The sequence below is a fragment of the Burkholderia glumae LMG 2196 = ATCC 33617 genome (assembly GCF_000960995.1).
GTDB lineage: Bacteria > Pseudomonadota > Gammaproteobacteria > Burkholderiales > Burkholderiaceae > Burkholderia > Burkholderia glumae.
Map to the genome: position 1 here is coordinate 1685833 of NZ_CP009434.1, position 16828 is coordinate 1702660.

Below are 16828 nucleotides of genomic sequence, written 5' to 3' on the forward strand. Positions count from 1 at the left end.
GCGTGGCGGGCGGCAGAGGGACGGCATCGCTAATTCAACGGCATTTCCATGATTCACCTATGACTTATTTCCTTTCGCGCCAAAGCGCGGTCACCAAGATTCTCAATCGCCTGCGCTCGCTTACCCTGGACAGCGAGAACATTCCCTCGGGAACACGCATCCATATTGCCGAACTGGAGCAGTTGCTGCGCGACGTGCGCCTGGGCCGACAGGAGGATTTCGTCCTGTCGGGTGACCCGCCGATGCGGATCGTCGTCGTCAATTGAGGAACGCGTCACGACAGTTTCTTGCGTCTGCGGCGGGGACGCAATTTCGCCTCGGCGCGGCCGGCGACAGCGACATCCTGCGAAATCGCGTAGCGTGACGCTCTGTCGGGCGATGAGCGCGATTGCCATAGGCACGGCGGGATATGCCGATCATTGGGCTTATCGCCGCGACCCGCCGCGACCCGCCGCGACTCGCCGCGACTGGCCGAGTCATTCGGCGGCCGGTCGACCGCCGCCAAAACAGCACGCCGGTTTCGCTGCGCCAATTCCCGGCGCTCCGTTCGGCGGTTCCGCTCGTTTCACTCCTTGCTCCACCGGCGCGCCGTGTAATTGCGCACGACCCGCTGGGCCGGGATCGGGACAAATACGTAGAAGGCTTAAGCGGGCTGCGCCAGCGTCGTAATCATCCTTACCGAAGTCTCGAGCCTTCATGTGGAGCAGGCGATCTCCGTTCTCGCCGCCTTGCGGACCGGCGGCCGGCTCCCAATCAGGCTGGCCGTTTCAGTCGGGCTCGTCAGTGACCGGTGCGATGGAGGCAGGGTGGGACGGCAAGCGGTATCAAAAAGCAGATGCAATCACTGGTGCGATTCTGTCAACGATCGAGGCGCCGTTGGTCCCGATGGCGCTCGAATGGCGGTTTTCTTCCCGGCGGCGAGCGAAACAGTGCGGGAAGACATCGCGACGATTTTGTCGAATCGCGAATGCGTGGCAACGAGAGAGCATGGCTGATCTGACCGGCGGCTCGAATAACGAATGAGGACAGGATGCGAAACAATCTCCCGGTGACAGGTGTCGAATTCGATTATCCCGAAACCAGCATGCTGGTTTCGGCTACCGATCTCTCCAGTCGAATCGAATACTGCAATCCGGCTTTCGTCGAGGTTTCGGGGTTTTCCCGCGAGGAACTCATCGGCCAGCCACACAATCTCATCCGCCACCCCAGCATGCCGCCCCAGGCGTTTGAAGACATGTGGGCAACCATCAAGGCCGGGCGCTCATGGACGGCGCTGGTGAAGAATCGCCGCAAAAACGGCGACCACTATTGGGTCCGCGCCAATGTCACGCCGATCATGCGGCGCGGAAAGACAGTGGGCTATCTGAGCGTTCGCACCAAACCGCGCCGCGACGAGATCCGCGAAGCGGAGGCGCTCTACGCTCGGCTGAACAGCGGAGCTCATCACGGCGTGCGCCTGCGCCGCGGGCAGGTCGTGCGCCCAGGCCTGTTGCATGTGTTCGACCTCTGGCGCGGGGCCGGGCTGCCCGCGCATATCGCGGCAGCCGGTGCGGCCGGTATGGCGGCCATTGCGTCGCTTCTCGCGGTCGCGGACCGGCTCTCGGGTTCGGCATTGTTATCGCTGGCGCTCGCGGCGTCCGCCGTCGGCACGGGGCTGCCGGCATTGCTGGTGGCCAGGCGCGCCCAGCAGCGGATTGCCGAATTGGAGCAGATCGGCGGCCGGATCGCCGCCGGCGATCTGACCGTCGACGTGCCGGTTGCGGCGGGGGCCTGCACGAGCGGGACCTTGCGGGCCTTGGCGCAGTTGCGCGTGAGCCTCGTCGCGATCGTGTCCGACGTGCGGATGCAGATCGATCAGATGAAGTCGGTCTCACAGGAAGTGGCCAGAGGCAATATCGACCTGTCACGGCGGACCGAAGTGCAGGCCGCATCGCTGCAGGAAACGGCGGCGTCGCTCGAGCAATTGACCGCCACGGTGAAGAGCAACTCGCAGGCGGCCACGCAGGCCAACACCATGGTCGGAGGCGCGCAAGCCGCGACGCGCGGTGGCTGCGAGGCCATCCAACGCACCGAGTCGACGATGCGCGGTATTTCCGATTCGTCGGACCAGATTCGGGCCATCGTGACGACCATCGACAGCATCGCGTTCCAGACCAACATACTCGCGCTGAACGCCGCCGTGGAAGCCGCCCGCGCGGGCGAAGCGGGCAAGGGCTTCGCCGTGGTGGCGAGCGAGGTGCGGAATCTGGCGCAGCGCTGTGCCACGGCCGCGCGGGAAATCAAGGGAATCGCCGATACCAACGCCACGGCGGCGATTGCCGCGTGCGATAGCGTTTCCGGCACCGCGGGCCGTATGGTGGAAATCGAATCGAACATGCAGCAGGTGTTTTCGATCGTGCAATCGATCGTTACCGCCAGCGTCGAGCAGTCTCAAGGCATCGATAGCATCAACAACTCGGTGACGCAGCTTGATAGCGCGACGCAGCAGAACGCCGCGCTCGTTGAAGAAGGCGCGACGACGGCGGGAAGCCTTGCGAGCCAGGCCAACGTGCTCGATGAAGCGGTGCGCCTGTTCACGCTACCGGATTGAGCACGCCGGCGCTGTCCATCCGATTGGGGCCTGTCGCGTCGGGCCGCCATATTCAGGTGGCGGCATCAGCGCCGGGCTTGCGCCACTTCACGACGCCGCGCGCCATCCGGGCTCGATGAAAGAGGACGCGCCGCGCCGGCAATAGGACCTGCATGCGCCGCACAACGCGCCGCGTTGGCCGGCCCGAGCCGCGCGCCGTGGCGGCGGCCGCCCATCCACGTGCCGCCGTGTAAGACGGTGTATCGGCAAATACCGCGCGGGTTTCGCACCGCCTGCCTTGGCGCGGTGAACGAGAGCGCCTGGCTTCGATCAGCGCGCGCGCCAGCAGGGTGGGGCCGCCGGCCAAGCTTCGTGCAGCCGATCGCATCGGCCAGTCGCACGTGCTCAGCGTTTCTGTTCGCTATCCTGAGTTTCTGATTGCCGGGGAAACCCCAGCCCGACAGAGACCGATCCGGCCGTGATGTCTCTTCAGTTGGCACAGCGAGTGACCGTAATACAAAGAAGCGTTTGGCTCGGTCGCTTGCATGCGGCGCAAGCCAGCGCAAGTGGCGGTCCGGCCGTTCATGATGCACACTCTCGCGAAAACATGATGCGCACACTCAGCTTCAAGCAGAAACTCTGGCTGCCCCTCATGGCAAGTCTCGCGGCACTGCTCGTCATTTCCACGTCCGCTGCCTACCTGTCGTACGAGACGCGCCTGAAAGAGCGCAAAATCGACCTCGTCAACAGCGCGCAGATCGGCTTGAGCATCGTGAAGGAATATGCTGAGCTCGCACGTAACGGCAAGCTCAGCGAAGACGACGCTCGCAAACAGGCGCTCGAGCGGCTGCGCGGCGTGCGCTACGGCAGCGACGGCTACTTCCTGGTACTCGACGGGAACGCGCGGATGGTCATGCATCCCATGAAGCCGAAAACCGAAGGCACCGATCTGTCCGCCGTGGCGGACGTAGACGGCCGGCACCACTACGCCACGTTCGTGCAGGTCGCAACGGGGCCGCAGGGCGCAGGCTTCGTCGACTACGTGTTTCCGCGCCCCGGCGTGACGCCTGCCAAGGCCGTGCCGAAGCTCGGGTACGTGCTGCGCTACGCGCCGTGGAACTGGATTCTTTCCACGGGCGCGTACCTGGACGACATCAAGGACGCCTTCTATCTCTCGCTCTACGTGACGGTCGGGCTGTTCGTCTCCGTCGCCGCGATGCTCGGACTGCTGGTGGCGCTCATCAATCGCAGCATCGAACGCACCATAGGCGGCGATCCGGTTCATGCCATGCACGTGACGCACGAGATCGCCGCCGGCAACCTGGCGGTGACAGTCGTCACGCGTAGCGGCGACAAGGCGAGCCTCATGCAAGGCATTCACGTCATGCGCGAGGCGCTGGACGGCATGGTGAAGCACATTCGGCGCACAGCGGGCGCGATCACCACGGCTACCAGCGAAATTGCGAGCGGCAACCTGGACCTTTCCGCGCGCACGGAGGAACAGGCGGCATCGCTCCAGGAGACGGCGGCGAGTCTCACGCAACTGACGCAGACCGTGAAGCAAAACGCCGACAACGCACGCGAGGCGAACCAGCTGGCGGCGCGCGCCACGCACATCACTGGCGAGGGCAACTCCGCGGTGCACCACATGGTCGACACGATCGAGCGGATCAACAGCAGTTCGGCGAAGATCTCCGAGATCACTAACGTGATCGAGGGAATCCCGTTTCAGACCAACATACTGGCGCTCAATGCGGCGGTGGAAGCCGCGCGCGCGGGCGAGGACGGGCGCGGCTTCGCGGTGGTGGCAGGGGAGGTGCGCAGCCTCGCCCAGCGATCGGCCTCGGCCGCCAAGGAGATCAAGGAACTGATCGGTTCGTCGGTGGCGATGATTCGCGACGGCGCGACCCAGGCCACCGAAGTGGGCGCGACCATGGACGAGATCAAGTCTTCCATCAAGCGGGTTTCGGATATCGTCGGAGAAATCGCCGCGGCATCCGAAGAACAAAGCCGCGGCATCGAGCAGGTGAGTCTTGCCGTTACGCAGATGGACGAGGTCACGCAGCGCAATGCTGCCCTCGTCGAACAGGCCGCGGCCGCGGCGCAGTCGCTCGAAGAGCAGGCCACGTCGCTGAAGGACGCAGTCGCGGTGTTCCATGTGGAAGACAGGGGCTGAGGGCGTGGCGACGCATGTGGCGGGCTATTGCCTGGCTAACGACGTGTCGGAGCGCGGCTGGCAGACGAAGCGCAACGGCCAGTGGGGAAGGGGAAGAGCTTCGACGGCTTCGGCCCGCTGGGCCCCTGGCTCGTCACCGCCGACGAGCTGCCCGACCCGCAGGCGATTCCGCTCGAACTGAGAGTCAACGACGAGTTGCGCCAGGCAAGCAGCACGGCCGACATGATTTTCCCGGTGGCGCAAATCGTCTCGTACCTGAGCCAATTCATGACGCTGCTGCCGGGCGATGTGGTGATCACCGGCACGCCGCAGGGGGTGGGCCTCGGCATGAAGCCGCCCGCCTTTCTCCGGCGCGGCGACGTGATGAGCCTGTCAGCCGGCCCGCTGGGGACGCAGCGGCAACGCGTTCGCTAGGCGCCGCTGGCCGTGCCACGAAACTGCATAGAGAAGCTGCGCCATGCAGCTTCGGATCGCAAGCATATGTCGAGGTCGTCACGCATTCTGACGAAGCAGTCCCCGCCCGCTCACTGGCCGTCCATTCGGTCGACGAGTTTGTCTTCAGCGTTCCCGATCTGCGGTCAGCCCGCGGCTTCTACGAGTGCTTCGGCCTCGATGTGATCGAAGAGGGCGGCGCCTTGGGCCTGTACACCCGAGGCAATCCCCATCGCTGGGGGCGTGTCGTCGAGGGGCCGGTGAAGCGTCTGCTCTGGGTCGTCTACGGCATCCACGCCGACGATGCCGCGGCCTTTGAACGGCACCTGCCGGGGCGCGCGGAGCGCATCGCGGCACCGCCGGGCGCGCCGGCCGACGGCTTGTGGTTGCGCGCGCCGGACGGCTTGCCTATCCAGCTCAAGGTTGCAGGCAAGTCGTCGCCCAACCATCCGGCTCCTCGGCAAGCCCCGCTCGCCTGCACGAATTCGGGACGGTCTCCCGCGAGCAGCAAGGTGGGCCAAGTGCGGCCGCTGTATCTGTCTCACATCCTCCTGTTCACGGCGGACGTCTCGCGCAGCCTCCAATTCTACGAAGACGTGCTGGGACTTCGTTTGTCCGACCGGTCCGGAGAGGTGATCGCTTTCATGCATACGCCGCATGGCAGCGACCATCACCTGATCGCGCTGGCGAAGTCGGATGGCTGCGGCCTGCACCACAGCAGTTGGTGCGTTGGCAGCCTGGACGAGGTCGGCATGGGCATGAGGCAGATGGAACGTGCCGGCTACCGAGGCGGGTGGGGCGTCGGGCGCCATGTTCTCGGTTCCAACTATTTTGCGTATATCCGTGACCCGTGGAACAGCTACGCCGAGTATTCCTACGACATCGACTATGTCGAGCCGGGCGCCAGCTGGCCGGCAGCGGATCATCCGATCGAAGACTCGCTCTATGTTTGGGGGCCCGACGTCCCCGAGGACTTCGTCTTCAATTACGAGGCCCAGCCCGCCTCGCCTCGATGATCCGCCCAAGGCGGCGTCAAGCCTTGTCCTGAGGGAAGCGGCAAAACCTCGGCGGCATATCGTGCTAGAGAAACAGACCGCAGGTGGCGAGCTGTCCCGGCAGGTGACGTGAGTCGGGGCACCAACCGATCGATCCAATCGCTGTCGTGATGGGTCGTTCGGCCAGGTTCCACGACGGTAACCGATGCCATGGCCGACCATGCCGGTAGATAACAATGAATGAGTCAGTATTCCTAAGGAGACGAAATGAAAGAAAGAATCAGCCTGGCGGCGGTCTTGGCGTCGCTCGCGACGGTCGGCATCGGTTCCGCCCAGGCGACGGAGAATGGGCTTGTCAACTATCCGATTGGCGTGAACACCGTCCTCGACGGTGTGCTTCCCGCGCCGGGCGACACTCGTTTCTACAATTACACGCAGTACTATGTCGCGAACAAGTTCGCCGGCGGGAAGGGCGATAGCGCCGTTCCCGGGTTCCGCAGCAGCGCCTTTGTCGACGCGCCTCGGGTCGTTCACACCTGGAACACGACGCTAGGTCCGTTCACCCTGTCCAGTGGGCTGATTGCCACCATATTCCACCTCAAACTCGATACCCCGGGCGGAAATGGAACGCGTAGCGCATTCGGCGACACGATCGTGCAGCCCCTGATGCTCGGCTACGTGAACCGGTCGCATTCGTTCTTCGCCTTTCTTACCAACGATGTCGCTCTACCCACCGGCGCGTACCAGGCCGATCGCGTCGCGAACACCGGGCTGAATACCTATGCCTGGATGCCTAGCCTGAACGTGACATGGTTTCCGGCCCCTGCTTGGGAACTGTCGGGCATGGCCCTGGTAGAACTCAACTCGCCGAACCACGCTACGAACTATCACTCGGGCGCTGTCGCCGCGTTCGACTGGCTCGTGGGATACGCCGTGACAAAACAGGTGCAACTCGGCGTGCAAGGCTTCTATCTCAAACAATTCACGGACGACACGGTCAACGGGCAGTCCGTCAACGAGAACGGCTTCAGAGGACAAGCCGTCGGCATCGGGCCGCAGGTTCGCTGGGAGTGGCGCCCCGGCTCGTCTGTCGTGCTGAAATACCAGCACGAGCTGGCCGTGCGCAATCGCCCGCAGGGCGAGCGAATCTGGCTCGAAGTCAGCGTACCTCTCTAGCGCCTGCTATGCGCGCTGCGCCATAGCGCTCGACGAACACCTTGTCGCGCCGCGCGCCTTGGCCGTGCCGTCCGTCGACGGCCGAATGCCTCGGCCCTGAGCCGGGTTCGCGATCCCCGGCACCGCGTAGCGCGGCAAACGCGGGTTCCAACGCCTCCTCGGCGTGTATCGCGTCGAACCTGACGGCCACGCGGCGGCGGCCAGGCCCGTCCCGCCTCGGTGAGCGCGCCGCCTCAAAATCATTCCCCCGGAGCAAGCGGGCCGATCCTGGCAGGCAGCCCGATGCCCACCGGCGGCTCGCGCGAAGCGGTGCCCGCCGTGCCGAACATGTCGGCCGCACGCTGCTGCAAGCGGCGCTTCATCCGTGTCGAGGATTCGGTTCCCTCGCCGGCATGATCGCTGGCTCGGCCCCGGCCGTTCCACTGGTCGCGCTGTCCGAATCGGCGGCACTCCCGCACCTCGGCGTGCCGCCTTGTGCGATCAGCGCACGAATCGAGGGTAATCACCGACGTCGAGCGGTTCAAGGCGGGGGCGCGTCACGCCGATATTGTGCCAACCGGTTAATGTCTGGAGCGACACATGAAGCTGTCCGCGAAGTTGATGATGATGGTTGCCGCCGCGCTGCTGGGGGTCGTCCTGCTTGCGGCAGTGTCGCTGCAAACCTTGCGCAACGCGCTGATCGACAGCCGCCGCGACGAGGTCGTCATCCTGTTGACCAAAGCCGAGCATCTCGTGGCTTCGTATCGCGCGATGCAGGCGAGCGGCGCCCTCACGCAGGAGCAGGCGCAGCAGCAGGCCAAGGCCGCGCTGTCGGCGCTCAATGCAAATTCCAAAAGCTACTACTGGGTGACCACGGCCGACGGCATCAATCTCGTGCATCCCAATGCCAAGTTCATCGGCACCCGCGCCAAGGGCAACCGCACGACCAGCGGCCTGACCGACAGCGAGGCATACCGGGCCGGGATGGCGCGCGATCACTTCGCGCTGGTGGACGTGCTGGTCAAGCGCAGCCCCGACGCCCAGCCGGAGCCGAAGCTCCAGGGCGTGGTCGCCATTCCCGGCTGGGACTGGTGGATCGGCACCGGATTCTTCTATGACGACATCGACGCGGCGTTCAGCAAGTTCGCGTTTCAGCTCGGTGCCATCACGCTGGTCATTGCCGCCGCGCTGGCCGCGATCGCCTTCGGCGTGCTGCGCAGCGTCAAGCGCACGCTGGGGGGCGAGCCCGCCCATGCCACGCACGTCGCCGCGCGCATTGCCGCCGGCGAGCTCGACGTGCAGTTCGATACGGCCAAAGCCGCGCCGGGCAGCCTGCTCGTCGCGCTCGGCGAGATGAAGGCGCGCTTGGCCGAGACCATCGCCGACATACAGACCGCGGCGCATTCGATCGCGCTCGGCACCCGCGAGATCTCGCAGGGCAATCAGAACCTGTCCGAACGAACGGAGCAGCAGGCGGCATCGCTGCAGGAAACCGCCGCCAGCATGGAGCAGATCACCTCCACGGTCAAACAGAATGCGGACAATGCGCGCCAGGCGAACACGCTGGTCGGCCATGCGAAGGAGGCGACCGAACTGGGCGGCGCGGCCGTGCGGGAAGTCGTTGAAACGATGCGTTTGATTTCGGAAGGGTCGGCGCGGATTTCCGATATCACCGTCGTCATCGAAAGCATCGCGTTCCAGACCAATATCCTCGCGCTCAACGCCGCCGTCGAAGCGGCTCGGGCAGGCGAGGAGGGGCGAGGGTTCGCCGTGGTGGCCTCGGAAGTCCGCTCGCTGGCGCAACGCAGCGCCGCGGCCGCGAAAGACATCAAGGGCTTGATCGCGACCTCGGCCGAGCGGGTGGACCAGGGCAGCCGGCTCGTCGAGACGGCGGGAGCACGCATGACGGAGATCGTGCGGTCGATCGACCATGTCGCCCACATCATGGGCGAGATATCGGTGGCCTCGGCCGAACAGAGCACCGGGGTCGAGCAGGTGGGCCTGGCGGTGGCGCAAATGGACGAAGTCACTCAGCAGAATGCCGCGCTGGTCGAGCAGTCGGCCGCGGCCGCGGCCTCGCTCGACGAGCAGGCGGCACGCTTGAGGACCGCCGTCTCGGCCTTCAGGCTGAGCGCCTGAGGGCAGGCGCGGCGGCCGAGGCCGCACCGGCACGGGCGGGCCGCCGGCCTTCGGGCCGAACCGATGACGCCTCGCGCACGGCGCCGGCCGCGCCGTCGCCTCGACTAGCGTGCCGAGGCACTGAAGCTGCTGACGTTGACCGAGCCGTTCGCGCCGTTGCTCTGAATCACCTCCACGCCGAACTGGGTGTTCAGCGTGTACCAGCTCGGATTCAGCCAGCCCTTGGTGTAGGCCAGGTAATAGACGAAGGGCTGGAGGTTGCCGCTGAAGCTGGTGGTCTGCGCAGTGCGCACGAAGCTCCATACCGGCCAGCCGTTGCTGCCCTGGTAGACGTCCCAGCTGCCGTCTATGCCGCCCAGCTTCACGCCCGACGCCACCCGGTTGCCGGCCGGCTGGGTGCCCGAGTAAGCAAGCCAGACCATCATCTCGCCCGAGGGCGAGCCGGGGTTGTTCGAGGGCGAGAAGAACAGGTCGTAGGCGGCGTCGTACTGGTTGTTGCCGCTCATGCTGTAGCTGACATGGGTGGGCAGCGGCGCCTGGGCCGACACCTGCACCGGGAAGCCGCCCGGGTCGGGCGACCAGGCCCCCATCTGCCAGCCGCGGTAGATGCTCGGGTAGGACTTGATCCCGCCGCTGCCGGTGGCCCACCACCAGGTGGACGACCAACTGTTGTTCGCGGCGCTGCCGGTGCAGACCTGCTGCCAGCCGCCGGGGTTATTGGCCAGGCCCCATTCGTCGTTCTGGATCGTGTAGCTGCCTTGCGCGAGTGAACCGTATTGCGTCGAGATGCAGCTTTGCGCCGAGGCGGTGCCGCCGAACAGGATCGACAGGGGCAGCAGCCAGCGGGCGCGGTGCAACGGATTCGATAGCATGGACGATCTCCACAAGGAAGGATTGCGGCGGATTCGATCGGCTGGCCGGCAGGCGGACGTCTCTGGAAATATATTCGATGGCCCCGGCCGCATTCGAGACAATGCGTGAGCGAGCATACATTATCTTCCTGCCTCGGTTCAAAATCAGCCTGCTATTGTTTTCGATATAAAGATTTTGCTTTGCATTGCAGCATCGCTGGAAATGAAATCCATGAGCAATCGTTGAATTTCCGGCACGCGTCGAATTTGTCATGGAGGCGGTTTCGCACATTGCGGCGGCGGGATGATTCGAGACGCTGCGGCAGCGAGGCCGGATAGCGCGTCGCGGCGCCGAAAGCAGCCCGCGGCGCAGGCGGCATCGGCCTGGCCCGGATTCGACAGGCGTATCCGTTTCGAGCGCCGCCGCGATATTCGCGCCGCTTGCTCGTAACGGCGGCCCGGTTATTGGCCCTGCTCGAGCAGGCTTTCGCCGGCCCGGACGGCATGCCGGGCCGGGATAGCGCTGCATGCATCGCGGCCCGGCATCAGCGTTGTCCAGATTGCCCGGCGTCCCATCCTGATTGATCGAAACGGTCGGCATATCGGCGTCATGCTCGATCATTTTTTCTGGTTATTGAATTAACGAATTGACTGGCGACGAAATGTTCGCATTGCTTTCCTGATACCGTTAATGCCGATCATCGGCATTGCGTGCAGGGCGCGGACATGCTTATAGTAGCGGTCACACCTTGCCCAGCATGCTGCGCCTCACCCCTCGCATCACCGGAACCGACCATGACCGACCAGCCCCGCCTCAGCTACGCGACCCTGCTGCGCAACGCCGAAGGGCTCTTGCAGGACATGACGGCCGGCCGCGCCGGCCTCGAGCTGGACGCCGAGACCCGGGCAATGGGCCGCGGCGTCATCGCGCTGTTCGAGGCGATGGGCGACGAGGTCAGCATGGCGCTCGACCCGGTCGCGAGCGCGACCTTCCGCGAGAATCTCGCCCGCCTGCGTGAACTGGTTCGCGATCCGGCCGACGAGGGGGCCGATGGAGACGGGCCGCGCGCTTGACGCGTCGCGGGCCGCTCTCTTGCAGCCCGCCGCGCGGCGCCGAGGCGATCTCCGCCTCGCCGGCGCGGCGCCGCACCCACGCCAGCGGCGGCGGCGCCGTCGGCGAGCAACCCTGCCTCGGCTGCGCCGCGCTCCGGCGCCATGCTGAAGGGCGCCGACAGGCACGAAGCCATCCAGATCCGTCCTCATGAACGTCGCCGCGGCGTAACCGTCCGTTCCGCGCATCGATCCAGGAAGCGCCTTGCCGAGACTCCGTATGCCCCACATCGACGTGCAGCCCATCGCCGCGCCCTACGACGCAGCCCTCGCCGACACGATCGCCGCGATCCAGACCCTGAGCTGGCAGCACGCCTACGCCGGCCTGTTGCCGGCCGACTACCTGATGCATCGGGCCTTGGCCGAGCGCGGCGCCACCTGGCGCGCCCGCTTGCTCGAAGGCGCCGAGGCTCCGCTGGAAATCTCGCTGGCGCGCGGCGACGGCGTGCCGGTGGGCTTCAGTTGCCTCATGCCGGAGCGGGAGCCGGAATACGGCGTCTACCTCGATAACCTGCACGTGCTCCCCGCCTTTCAGGGCTACGGCCTCGGCAAGCGACTGCTGGCAAGCTGCGCGGCCAGGCTTGCCGAAGTCTGGCCAGGGCGTCCGCTGTTCCTTTACGTGCTCGATGGCAATACGATGGCGCGCGAGTTCTACCAGCGCATCGGCGGCAAGGAGTCGGCCCCGTTCAACCACACCTTGACTGGCGCGAACGTCGTCTTGCCGGTGCGGCGCGTGACGTGGACCGAGGTGCCGGCGCTCATGGCACGACTGGCGCCGCGCCGGACATAGCCGGCGCCGGTGGCCGCCGGACCCGGCCGCTTTTCGGAGGCTGGCCGCCTTAAGCGGCAAGTCCGCCTGCTCGGCAAGGGCCGCGTCGAGGAGCGGCGCGCCGCGCGGCGCGTCAGGCGGGCATGTGAGTTTCAAGCGGTCCGCAAAGCGCCGGGCAGGCCAGCCTGGGGAGCCTGCCGCGCACGGCCCGCCTTCGTCCGGCATCAAGCATCGAAGCGGCTGCCCGGCTGCGGGCCGGCCGCGATTTTCGGATAAATTGAAACTTGAGAGAATGGCTACTCGGCGGGAAACCGCGCGAAGCAGGGCGGGAAGACGCCTATCCCCTGAAGAATGGATGGCAGCGAGGCCGGGCGGCGCGGATGGGACGTTGTAACGGTATTGCAACACCGACAGGGTGGTAACGGCATGGACTGGAAAAATTGGAAGATTGGAGTGCGCCTGGGCACCGGCTTTTTTATGGTGCTGGCACTCATGGTCACGCTGATTGCCGTGGTGGAAATACGCTTGGCGGGGATCGAGCAGATAAACGATGGAATCATCAAGCGGGATTGGATTAAGGCAAAGGCGGCGCATAACATCAATGCGCTGACGCGCGCCAATGCGGCGCTGACGATGCAGCTGTTCATTACCACCGACCCGGCCAGGCTCACCGGGATTCGCCAGGGCATCAACGCCAACAAGGCCGCCATCACCGCCTTTCTCGATACGCTCGACCGGCAGTCCGACAATACCGACAGCCAGGGCTTGCTCGCGAGAGTGAGAGCGACGCGCGAGGCCTACGTGCGCTCGTTCAGTCAGGTGTCGAATCTGCTGGCAGCCGGCCGGCATGACGAGGCAGTGGCCCTGATGAACGGCGAAACCCTAGGAGCCCTGAATGAACTGCAGCAGTCGGTGGCCGCGCTGACTGAGCTACAGGACGCCCGGGTCGCTCAGGCGGGCGCCCGATCCCGGGAGAATATCTCCGAGGTGCACGTCCTGATGCTCACGCTCGGCGCGGTCGCGCTGTTGATCGGGATCGGCTTCGCATACATGATCCTGCGCTCGATCACCCGCCCGCTGCACGAGGCGCTACGGATCGCCCAGACGATCGCGGCCGGAGATCTGACCGCTCATATTGATCCGCGATACCGTGACGAGACGGGCGAGCTGCTGCTTGCGTTGCGCGACATGAACCACAACCTGAAGAACGTGGTCGGAGAAGTGCGGGCCAGCGCGGACACCATTGCCATCGCGTCGAGCCAGATTGCGTCGGGCAACGAGGATTTGTCCGCGCGCACCGAGGAGCAGGCCGCTTCGCTCGAGGAAACTGCCGCGAGCATGGAGGAGCTGACCTCCATCGTCAAGCAGAACGCGGAGCATGCGAGGCAGGCAAGCGAGTTGGCGGTGCGTGCGTCCGAGATCGCGCATCGCGGCAATGAGGTGGTGGGGCAGGTGGTGGGGGCCATGACCGAGATCAGCGAGAGGTCGTCGAAGATCGCCGACATCATCAGCATCATCGAAGGCATTGCCTTCCAGACCAATATCCTTGCGCTAAACGCCGCCGTGGAGGCGGCCCGCGCCGGCGAGCAGGGGCGCAGCTTCGCGGTGGTTGCCGGCGAGGTGCGCTCTCTTGCGCAGCGCTCGTCCGATGCTGCGCGGGAAATCAAGGCGCTCATCTCGACCTCCGTGCAGAAAATCGAAGACGGCTCGGAACGAGCCGGCGACGCGGGCCGCACGATGGCCGAAGTGACGCAGGCGGTGAGGCGCGTGACCGACATCATGGGCGAGATCGCGGCCGCCTCTGGCGAGCAGAGCCGCGGTATCGAGCAGGTCAACCGGGCGGTCGAGCAGATGGACGAGGTGACCCAGCAAAACGCGGCGCTGGTCGAACAGGCGGCCGCTGCCTCGAAGTCGCTCGAGAACGAGGGCCGCTTGCTCACGGCGGCAATGACCTTCTTCCGTCTCGACGAGGCGCCGCACCGAGGATTGCCGGCGCTGCGCGAAAGCTGAGCGGCGCGCTTGATGGTGCCGGGCCGTCCTGGACCCGCCGCCAGGCAGTGCACGGCTCAGCGGCGCCTTGCAAGCCGGCAAGCCGGCAAGCCGGCGACCGCGTCGCAGACTGCACTCAGCATAGGCCTTCATATAGTCGTAAGCGATGCCAAGCGTCAGCGCCGGCGTGAGCAGATACCGGAAGTTCGCTTCGACGTTGTGGAACGCGGCCGTGCCCGGATAATGCAGCGAGTCGAGCGACGAGAACGAGCCCAGGCCGCGGAACTGCGTATTGGTGTATATCGCGCCGACCGTCGCCTTGCCGATCCGGTACGCGCCCCCGGCCGCGATGATCTGCTGCGTGCTCGCCGACGCGTAGTCCGCATAGACCGTGCTGGCCGTCAGGTTCGACGCGGTGGGGCTGGACGTGCGGTGGTTGCCGAAGAACGAGAAGTTCGGACGGCGCACGTTGAGGTAGCCGGCGCCCAGCGACAGCGGCCCTTGCTCGTACCCCGCGCCGAGCGACCAGATCTGGTTCGTGCCGAGGCCGCCGGCCGTGCCGCCCAGGCTGCACGCGGCGCCGAACCGGAAGCCCGCGCGGTCGACGCGCTTGAACTTGAGCGCGTCGTTCATACGGTTCGTGTTCTGCAGGTTATCGAGGTCGCCGGGGTGCGCGCCGTAGCCGGTCGCCCATTGCGCGGCGGATTCGAAGCGCGCGGCGAAATCCAGATCGAGTCGTGGGGCTGGCGCGTGCCGTTCGTGTTCGGCCTGCTGGTGGCGCCGGTCGGCCTCTATATCCGCCGGCATATCGGCGACACGCTGCCGCCATCGCAGGCGCAGCACGCCGCGCCGGTGCGCGATCTGCTCGCGCGCCACCTCGGACGCGTCGCGCTCGCGGCCGGCATCATGGCCGTGTCGACCGCGGCGAGCTATCTGATGATCCTCTACATGCCGACCTACGCGGTCAGGCAGTTGCATCTGCCCGCGTCGACCGGATTCGCCGCGACCGTGCTGACCGGCGCGATCCTGATGGTATTCACGCCGCTGATGGGCCATCTCGCGGACCGCCATGGCCGCAGCCGGTTGATGACGCTTTCCGCGCTCGTCACGCTGCTGACGATCTACCCATGCTTCCGCTGGTTGATCGGCGCCCCGTCGTTCGGGGTGCTGATGGCGATCATGGTGCTGGCGGGCCTGTTGAAGGCGATCTACTTCGGCCCGCTCGCCGCCGTGCTGTCGTCGCTGTTTCCCACCAACGTGCGCAGCACCGGCTTGGGCTTCAGCTACAACATCGGCGTGATGGCATTCGGCGGCTTCACGCCGTGGCTCGTGACGGCCATGATCGGCTGGACTCATGACCCGGTCTCTCCGGCCTTCTACCTGATGGGCTGCGCCGCGCTCAGCCTCGCATGCATTGGCGTCTACCAGCGCTGCGTCGACAAGCATCTGTGAGGTCCGAACCTCACGCTCCCACGGGACCACGGTCATGGCCGACTCTTCTCTCTCGAACGGCGACGATGTCAGCGGCTGGCTGATGTATCACTCGGTCGGCGTCTATCCGGGCCAGCGGGCAGCCGTGGCCGAGGCGCTCGCGCGCTTCACCGCCGACTGGTACGCGCCCGACGATCGCCGCTGGCGCATCGGGCTCGCCGCGCGCGACGCGCTGCTGTCGAACTGGGCGACGCTGATCGGCGCGGACCCCGCGCAGGTGTTCGGCGCGCAGAACGTGACCGACGTGTTCGCGCGCTTCCTCGACGGCCTGGACGTCGCCGCGCTCGCCGGACGCACCGTGCTGGTCGCCGCGGACTGCTTTCCGAGCCTGCATTTCCTGCTACGCGGCGTGGCCGCGCGCTACGGCTTCGCGCTGAAGACCGTGCCCGTGCGGGCGGGCGACGCCTACGTGCGCGACGAAGACTTCATCGCCGCCTGGAGTCCCGACGTCGGCCTCGCACTGATCACCTGGGTGTCGTCGCTGACTTCGAAGCGTGCGGACCTTGCCGCGCTGACGGCCCATGCGCGCAGCCGCGACAGCCTGGTGGCCGTCGACATCACGCAAGGCGCCGGCATCCTGCCGTTCGATCTGGGGCAGACGCCGGTCGACTTCGTCTGCGGCTCCACCCTCAAGTGGCTGTGCGGCGCACCCGGCACCGGGCTCGGCTATCTCGCGCCGCACCGGCTCGCCGCCGGGATGCAGCCGCCGGTGCGCGGTTGGTTCAGCCAGCCCGATCCGTTCAACTGGGACCTCGATGCCTTCGCCTATGCGCCGGACGCGCGTCGCTTCGACACCGGCACGCCGTCGTTGCTGCCGTTCGTCGCCTCGAAACCCGGTTTCGACTGGCTGCTCGCACAGCCGCCCGGCACGCTGCGCGCGCACAATCTCGCGCTGGGCCGCCAGTTGATCGAGATCCCCGAGGGGCGCGGTTACCGGCTGCTGTCGCCGCGCGACGACGCTGCGCGCGGCGGCAGCATCATGGTGCAGACGCCCGCGCATCTCGATCCGCAACAGGTGGTCGGCATACTGGCCGCCCAGCGCGTCCTGATCGATTCGCGCGGCCGCACGCTGCGCCTGTCTCCGGGCGCCGGCACCACCATCGCCGGTATCGAGCGCGTCGCCGCGCATCTGCCGCGATGAGGGCGCGCGGC

General features: G+C 66.1%; 13 protein-coding genes and 2 pseudogenes. 12 read left to right on the top strand and 3 right to left on the bottom strand.

Going from position 1 to position 16828, the window contains the following annotated elements:
- The first annotated feature begins 59 nt into the window (after positions 1-59).
- The 6 genes and pseudogenes from KS03_RS08265 (at position 60) to KS03_RS08290 (ending at position 7348) form a co-directional block, all read left to right on the top strand.
- Positions 60-266, top strand: coding sequence for a hypothetical protein (locus KS03_RS08265; protein WP_017423524.1), 207 nt, complete (start codon positions 60-62; stop codon positions 264-266).
- 764 nt (positions 267-1030) lie between these two features.
- Positions 1031-2590 carry a methyl-accepting chemotaxis protein gene (locus tag KS03_RS08270; protein WP_012733960.1) on the top strand — a complete coding sequence of 520 codons (1560 nt, stop codon included), beginning with the start codon at positions 1031-1033 and terminating at the stop codon, positions 2588-2590.
- Between the two features lie 589 nt (positions 2591-3179).
- Positions 3180-4745 (top strand): methyl-accepting chemotaxis protein, encoded by a 1566-nt coding sequence (locus KS03_RS08275; protein WP_042967724.1) that lies wholly within the window; start codon positions 3180-3182, stop codon positions 4743-4745.
- Positions 4744-5159: pseudogene (locus KS03_RS08280) on the top strand (fumarylacetoacetate hydrolase family protein); the annotation flags it as partial. The gene KS03_RS08275 and the pseudogene KS03_RS08280, both read left to right, overlap by 2 nt.
- Positions 5160-5437: 278 nt before the next feature.
- Positions 5438-6193: a VOC family protein gene (locus KS03_RS08285; RefSeq protein WP_230674479.1), complete on the top strand. Its 756-nt coding sequence runs from the start codon at positions 5438-5440 to the stop codon at positions 6191-6193.
- A gap of 246 nt (positions 6194-6439) precedes the next feature.
- A complete protein-coding gene (locus tag KS03_RS08290; protein WP_012733957.1) occupies positions 6440-7348 on the top strand; it encodes a SphA family protein in 909 nt (302 codons plus the stop codon).
- A 239-nt stretch (positions 7349-7587) separates the two neighbouring features.
- Here KS03_RS08290 and KS03_RS31150 read toward each other — a convergent pair whose 3' ends face one another.
- On the bottom strand, positions 7588-7872 hold the full coding sequence (locus tag KS03_RS31150; protein ID WP_124837690.1) for a hypothetical protein: 285 nt from the start codon (positions 7870-7872) through the stop codon (positions 7588-7590).
- A gap of 55 nt (positions 7873-7927) precedes the next feature.
- On the opposite strand from KS03_RS31150, the gene KS03_RS08295 reads away from it, so the two are divergent.
- Positions 7928-9466, top strand: a complete 1539-nt coding sequence (locus KS03_RS08295; RefSeq protein ID WP_012733956.1) for a methyl-accepting chemotaxis protein — start codon at positions 7928-7930, stop codon at positions 9464-9466.
- 104 nt (positions 9467-9570) lie between these two features.
- Here KS03_RS08295 and KS03_RS08300 read toward each other — a convergent pair whose 3' ends face one another.
- Positions 9571-10338 (bottom strand): GH12 family glycosyl hydrolase domain-containing protein, encoded by a 768-nt coding sequence (locus KS03_RS08300; protein WP_012733955.1) that lies wholly within the window; start codon positions 10336-10338, stop codon positions 9571-9573.
- A gap of 774 nt (positions 10339-11112) precedes the next feature.
- Between KS03_RS08300 and KS03_RS08305 the strand changes: the two genes are divergently transcribed.
- From KS03_RS08305 to KS03_RS08315, 3 genes are all read left to right on the top strand, one after another.
- Complete coding sequence (locus tag KS03_RS08305) at positions 11113-11391, top strand: hypothetical protein (protein WP_017425513.1); 279 nt, start codon at positions 11113-11115, stop codon at positions 11389-11391.
- 256 nt (positions 11392-11647) lie between these two features.
- Positions 11648-12217, top strand: a complete 570-nt coding sequence (locus tag KS03_RS08310; protein ID WP_012733954.1) for a GNAT family N-acetyltransferase — start codon at positions 11648-11650, stop codon at positions 12215-12217.
- A 405-nt stretch (positions 12218-12622) separates the two neighbouring features.
- Positions 12623-14206, top strand: coding sequence for a methyl-accepting chemotaxis protein (locus tag KS03_RS08315; protein ID WP_012733953.1), 1584 nt, complete (start codon positions 12623-12625; stop codon positions 14204-14206).
- A gap of 186 nt (positions 14207-14392) precedes the next feature.
- On the opposite strand, the pseudogene KS03_RS32715 reads toward KS03_RS08315, so the two are convergent.
- Positions 14393-14992 (bottom strand): annotated as a pseudogene (locus KS03_RS32715) (porin); the annotation flags it as partial.
- Between KS03_RS32715 and KS03_RS08320 the strand changes: the two are divergent.
- Both KS03_RS08320 and KS03_RS08325 read left to right on the top strand, forming a co-directional pair.
- Complete coding sequence (locus KS03_RS08320; RefSeq protein ID WP_257819747.1) at positions 14960-15637, top strand: MFS transporter; 678 nt, start codon at positions 14960-14962, stop codon at positions 15635-15637. The pseudogene KS03_RS32715 and the gene KS03_RS08320 sit on opposite strands and share 33 nt — an antisense overlap.
- A gap of 34 nt (positions 15638-15671) precedes the next feature.
- Positions 15672-16817, top strand: coding sequence for an aminotransferase class V-fold PLP-dependent enzyme (locus KS03_RS08325; protein WP_012733952.1), 1146 nt, complete (start codon positions 15672-15674; stop codon positions 16815-16817).
- The last annotated feature ends 11 nt before the right edge of the window (positions 16818-16828 follow it).

Excerpts from the sequence above, each read along its gene's own strand:
- KS03_RS08265 (WP_017423524.1), top strand. The coding sequence starts at position 60 with ATGACTTATTTCCTTTCGCGCCAAAGCGCGGTCACCAAGATTCTCAAT.
- KS03_RS08270 (WP_012733960.1), top strand. The coding sequence starts at position 1,031 with ATGCGAAACAATCTCCCGGTGACAGGTGTCGAATTCGATTATCCCGAA.
- KS03_RS08275 (WP_042967724.1), top strand. The coding sequence starts at position 3,180 with ATGCGCACACTCAGCTTCAAGCAGAAACTCTGGCTGCCCCTCATGGCA.
- KS03_RS08290 (WP_012733957.1), top strand. The coding sequence starts at position 6,440 with ATGAAAGAAAGAATCAGCCTGGCGGCGGTCTTGGCGTCGCTCGCGACG.
- KS03_RS08295 (WP_012733956.1), top strand. The coding sequence starts at position 7,928 with ATGAAGCTGTCCGCGAAGTTGATGATGATGGTTGCCGCCGCGCTGCTG.
- KS03_RS08300 (WP_012733955.1), bottom strand. The coding sequence starts at position 10,338 with ATGCTATCGAATCCGTTGCACCGCGCCCGCTGGCTGCTGCCCCTGTCG.
- KS03_RS08305 (WP_017425513.1), top strand. The coding sequence starts at position 11,113 with ATGACCGACCAGCCCCGCCTCAGCTACGCGACCCTGCTGCGCAACGCC.
- KS03_RS08310 (WP_012733954.1), top strand. The coding sequence starts at position 11,648 with ATGCCCCACATCGACGTGCAGCCCATCGCCGCGCCCTACGACGCAGCC.
- KS03_RS08315 (WP_012733953.1), top strand. The coding sequence starts at position 12,623 with ATGGACTGGAAAAATTGGAAGATTGGAGTGCGCCTGGGCACCGGCTTT.
- KS03_RS08325 (WP_012733952.1), top strand. The coding sequence starts at position 15,672 with ATGGCCGACTCTTCTCTCTCGAACGGCGACGATGTCAGCGGCTGGCTG.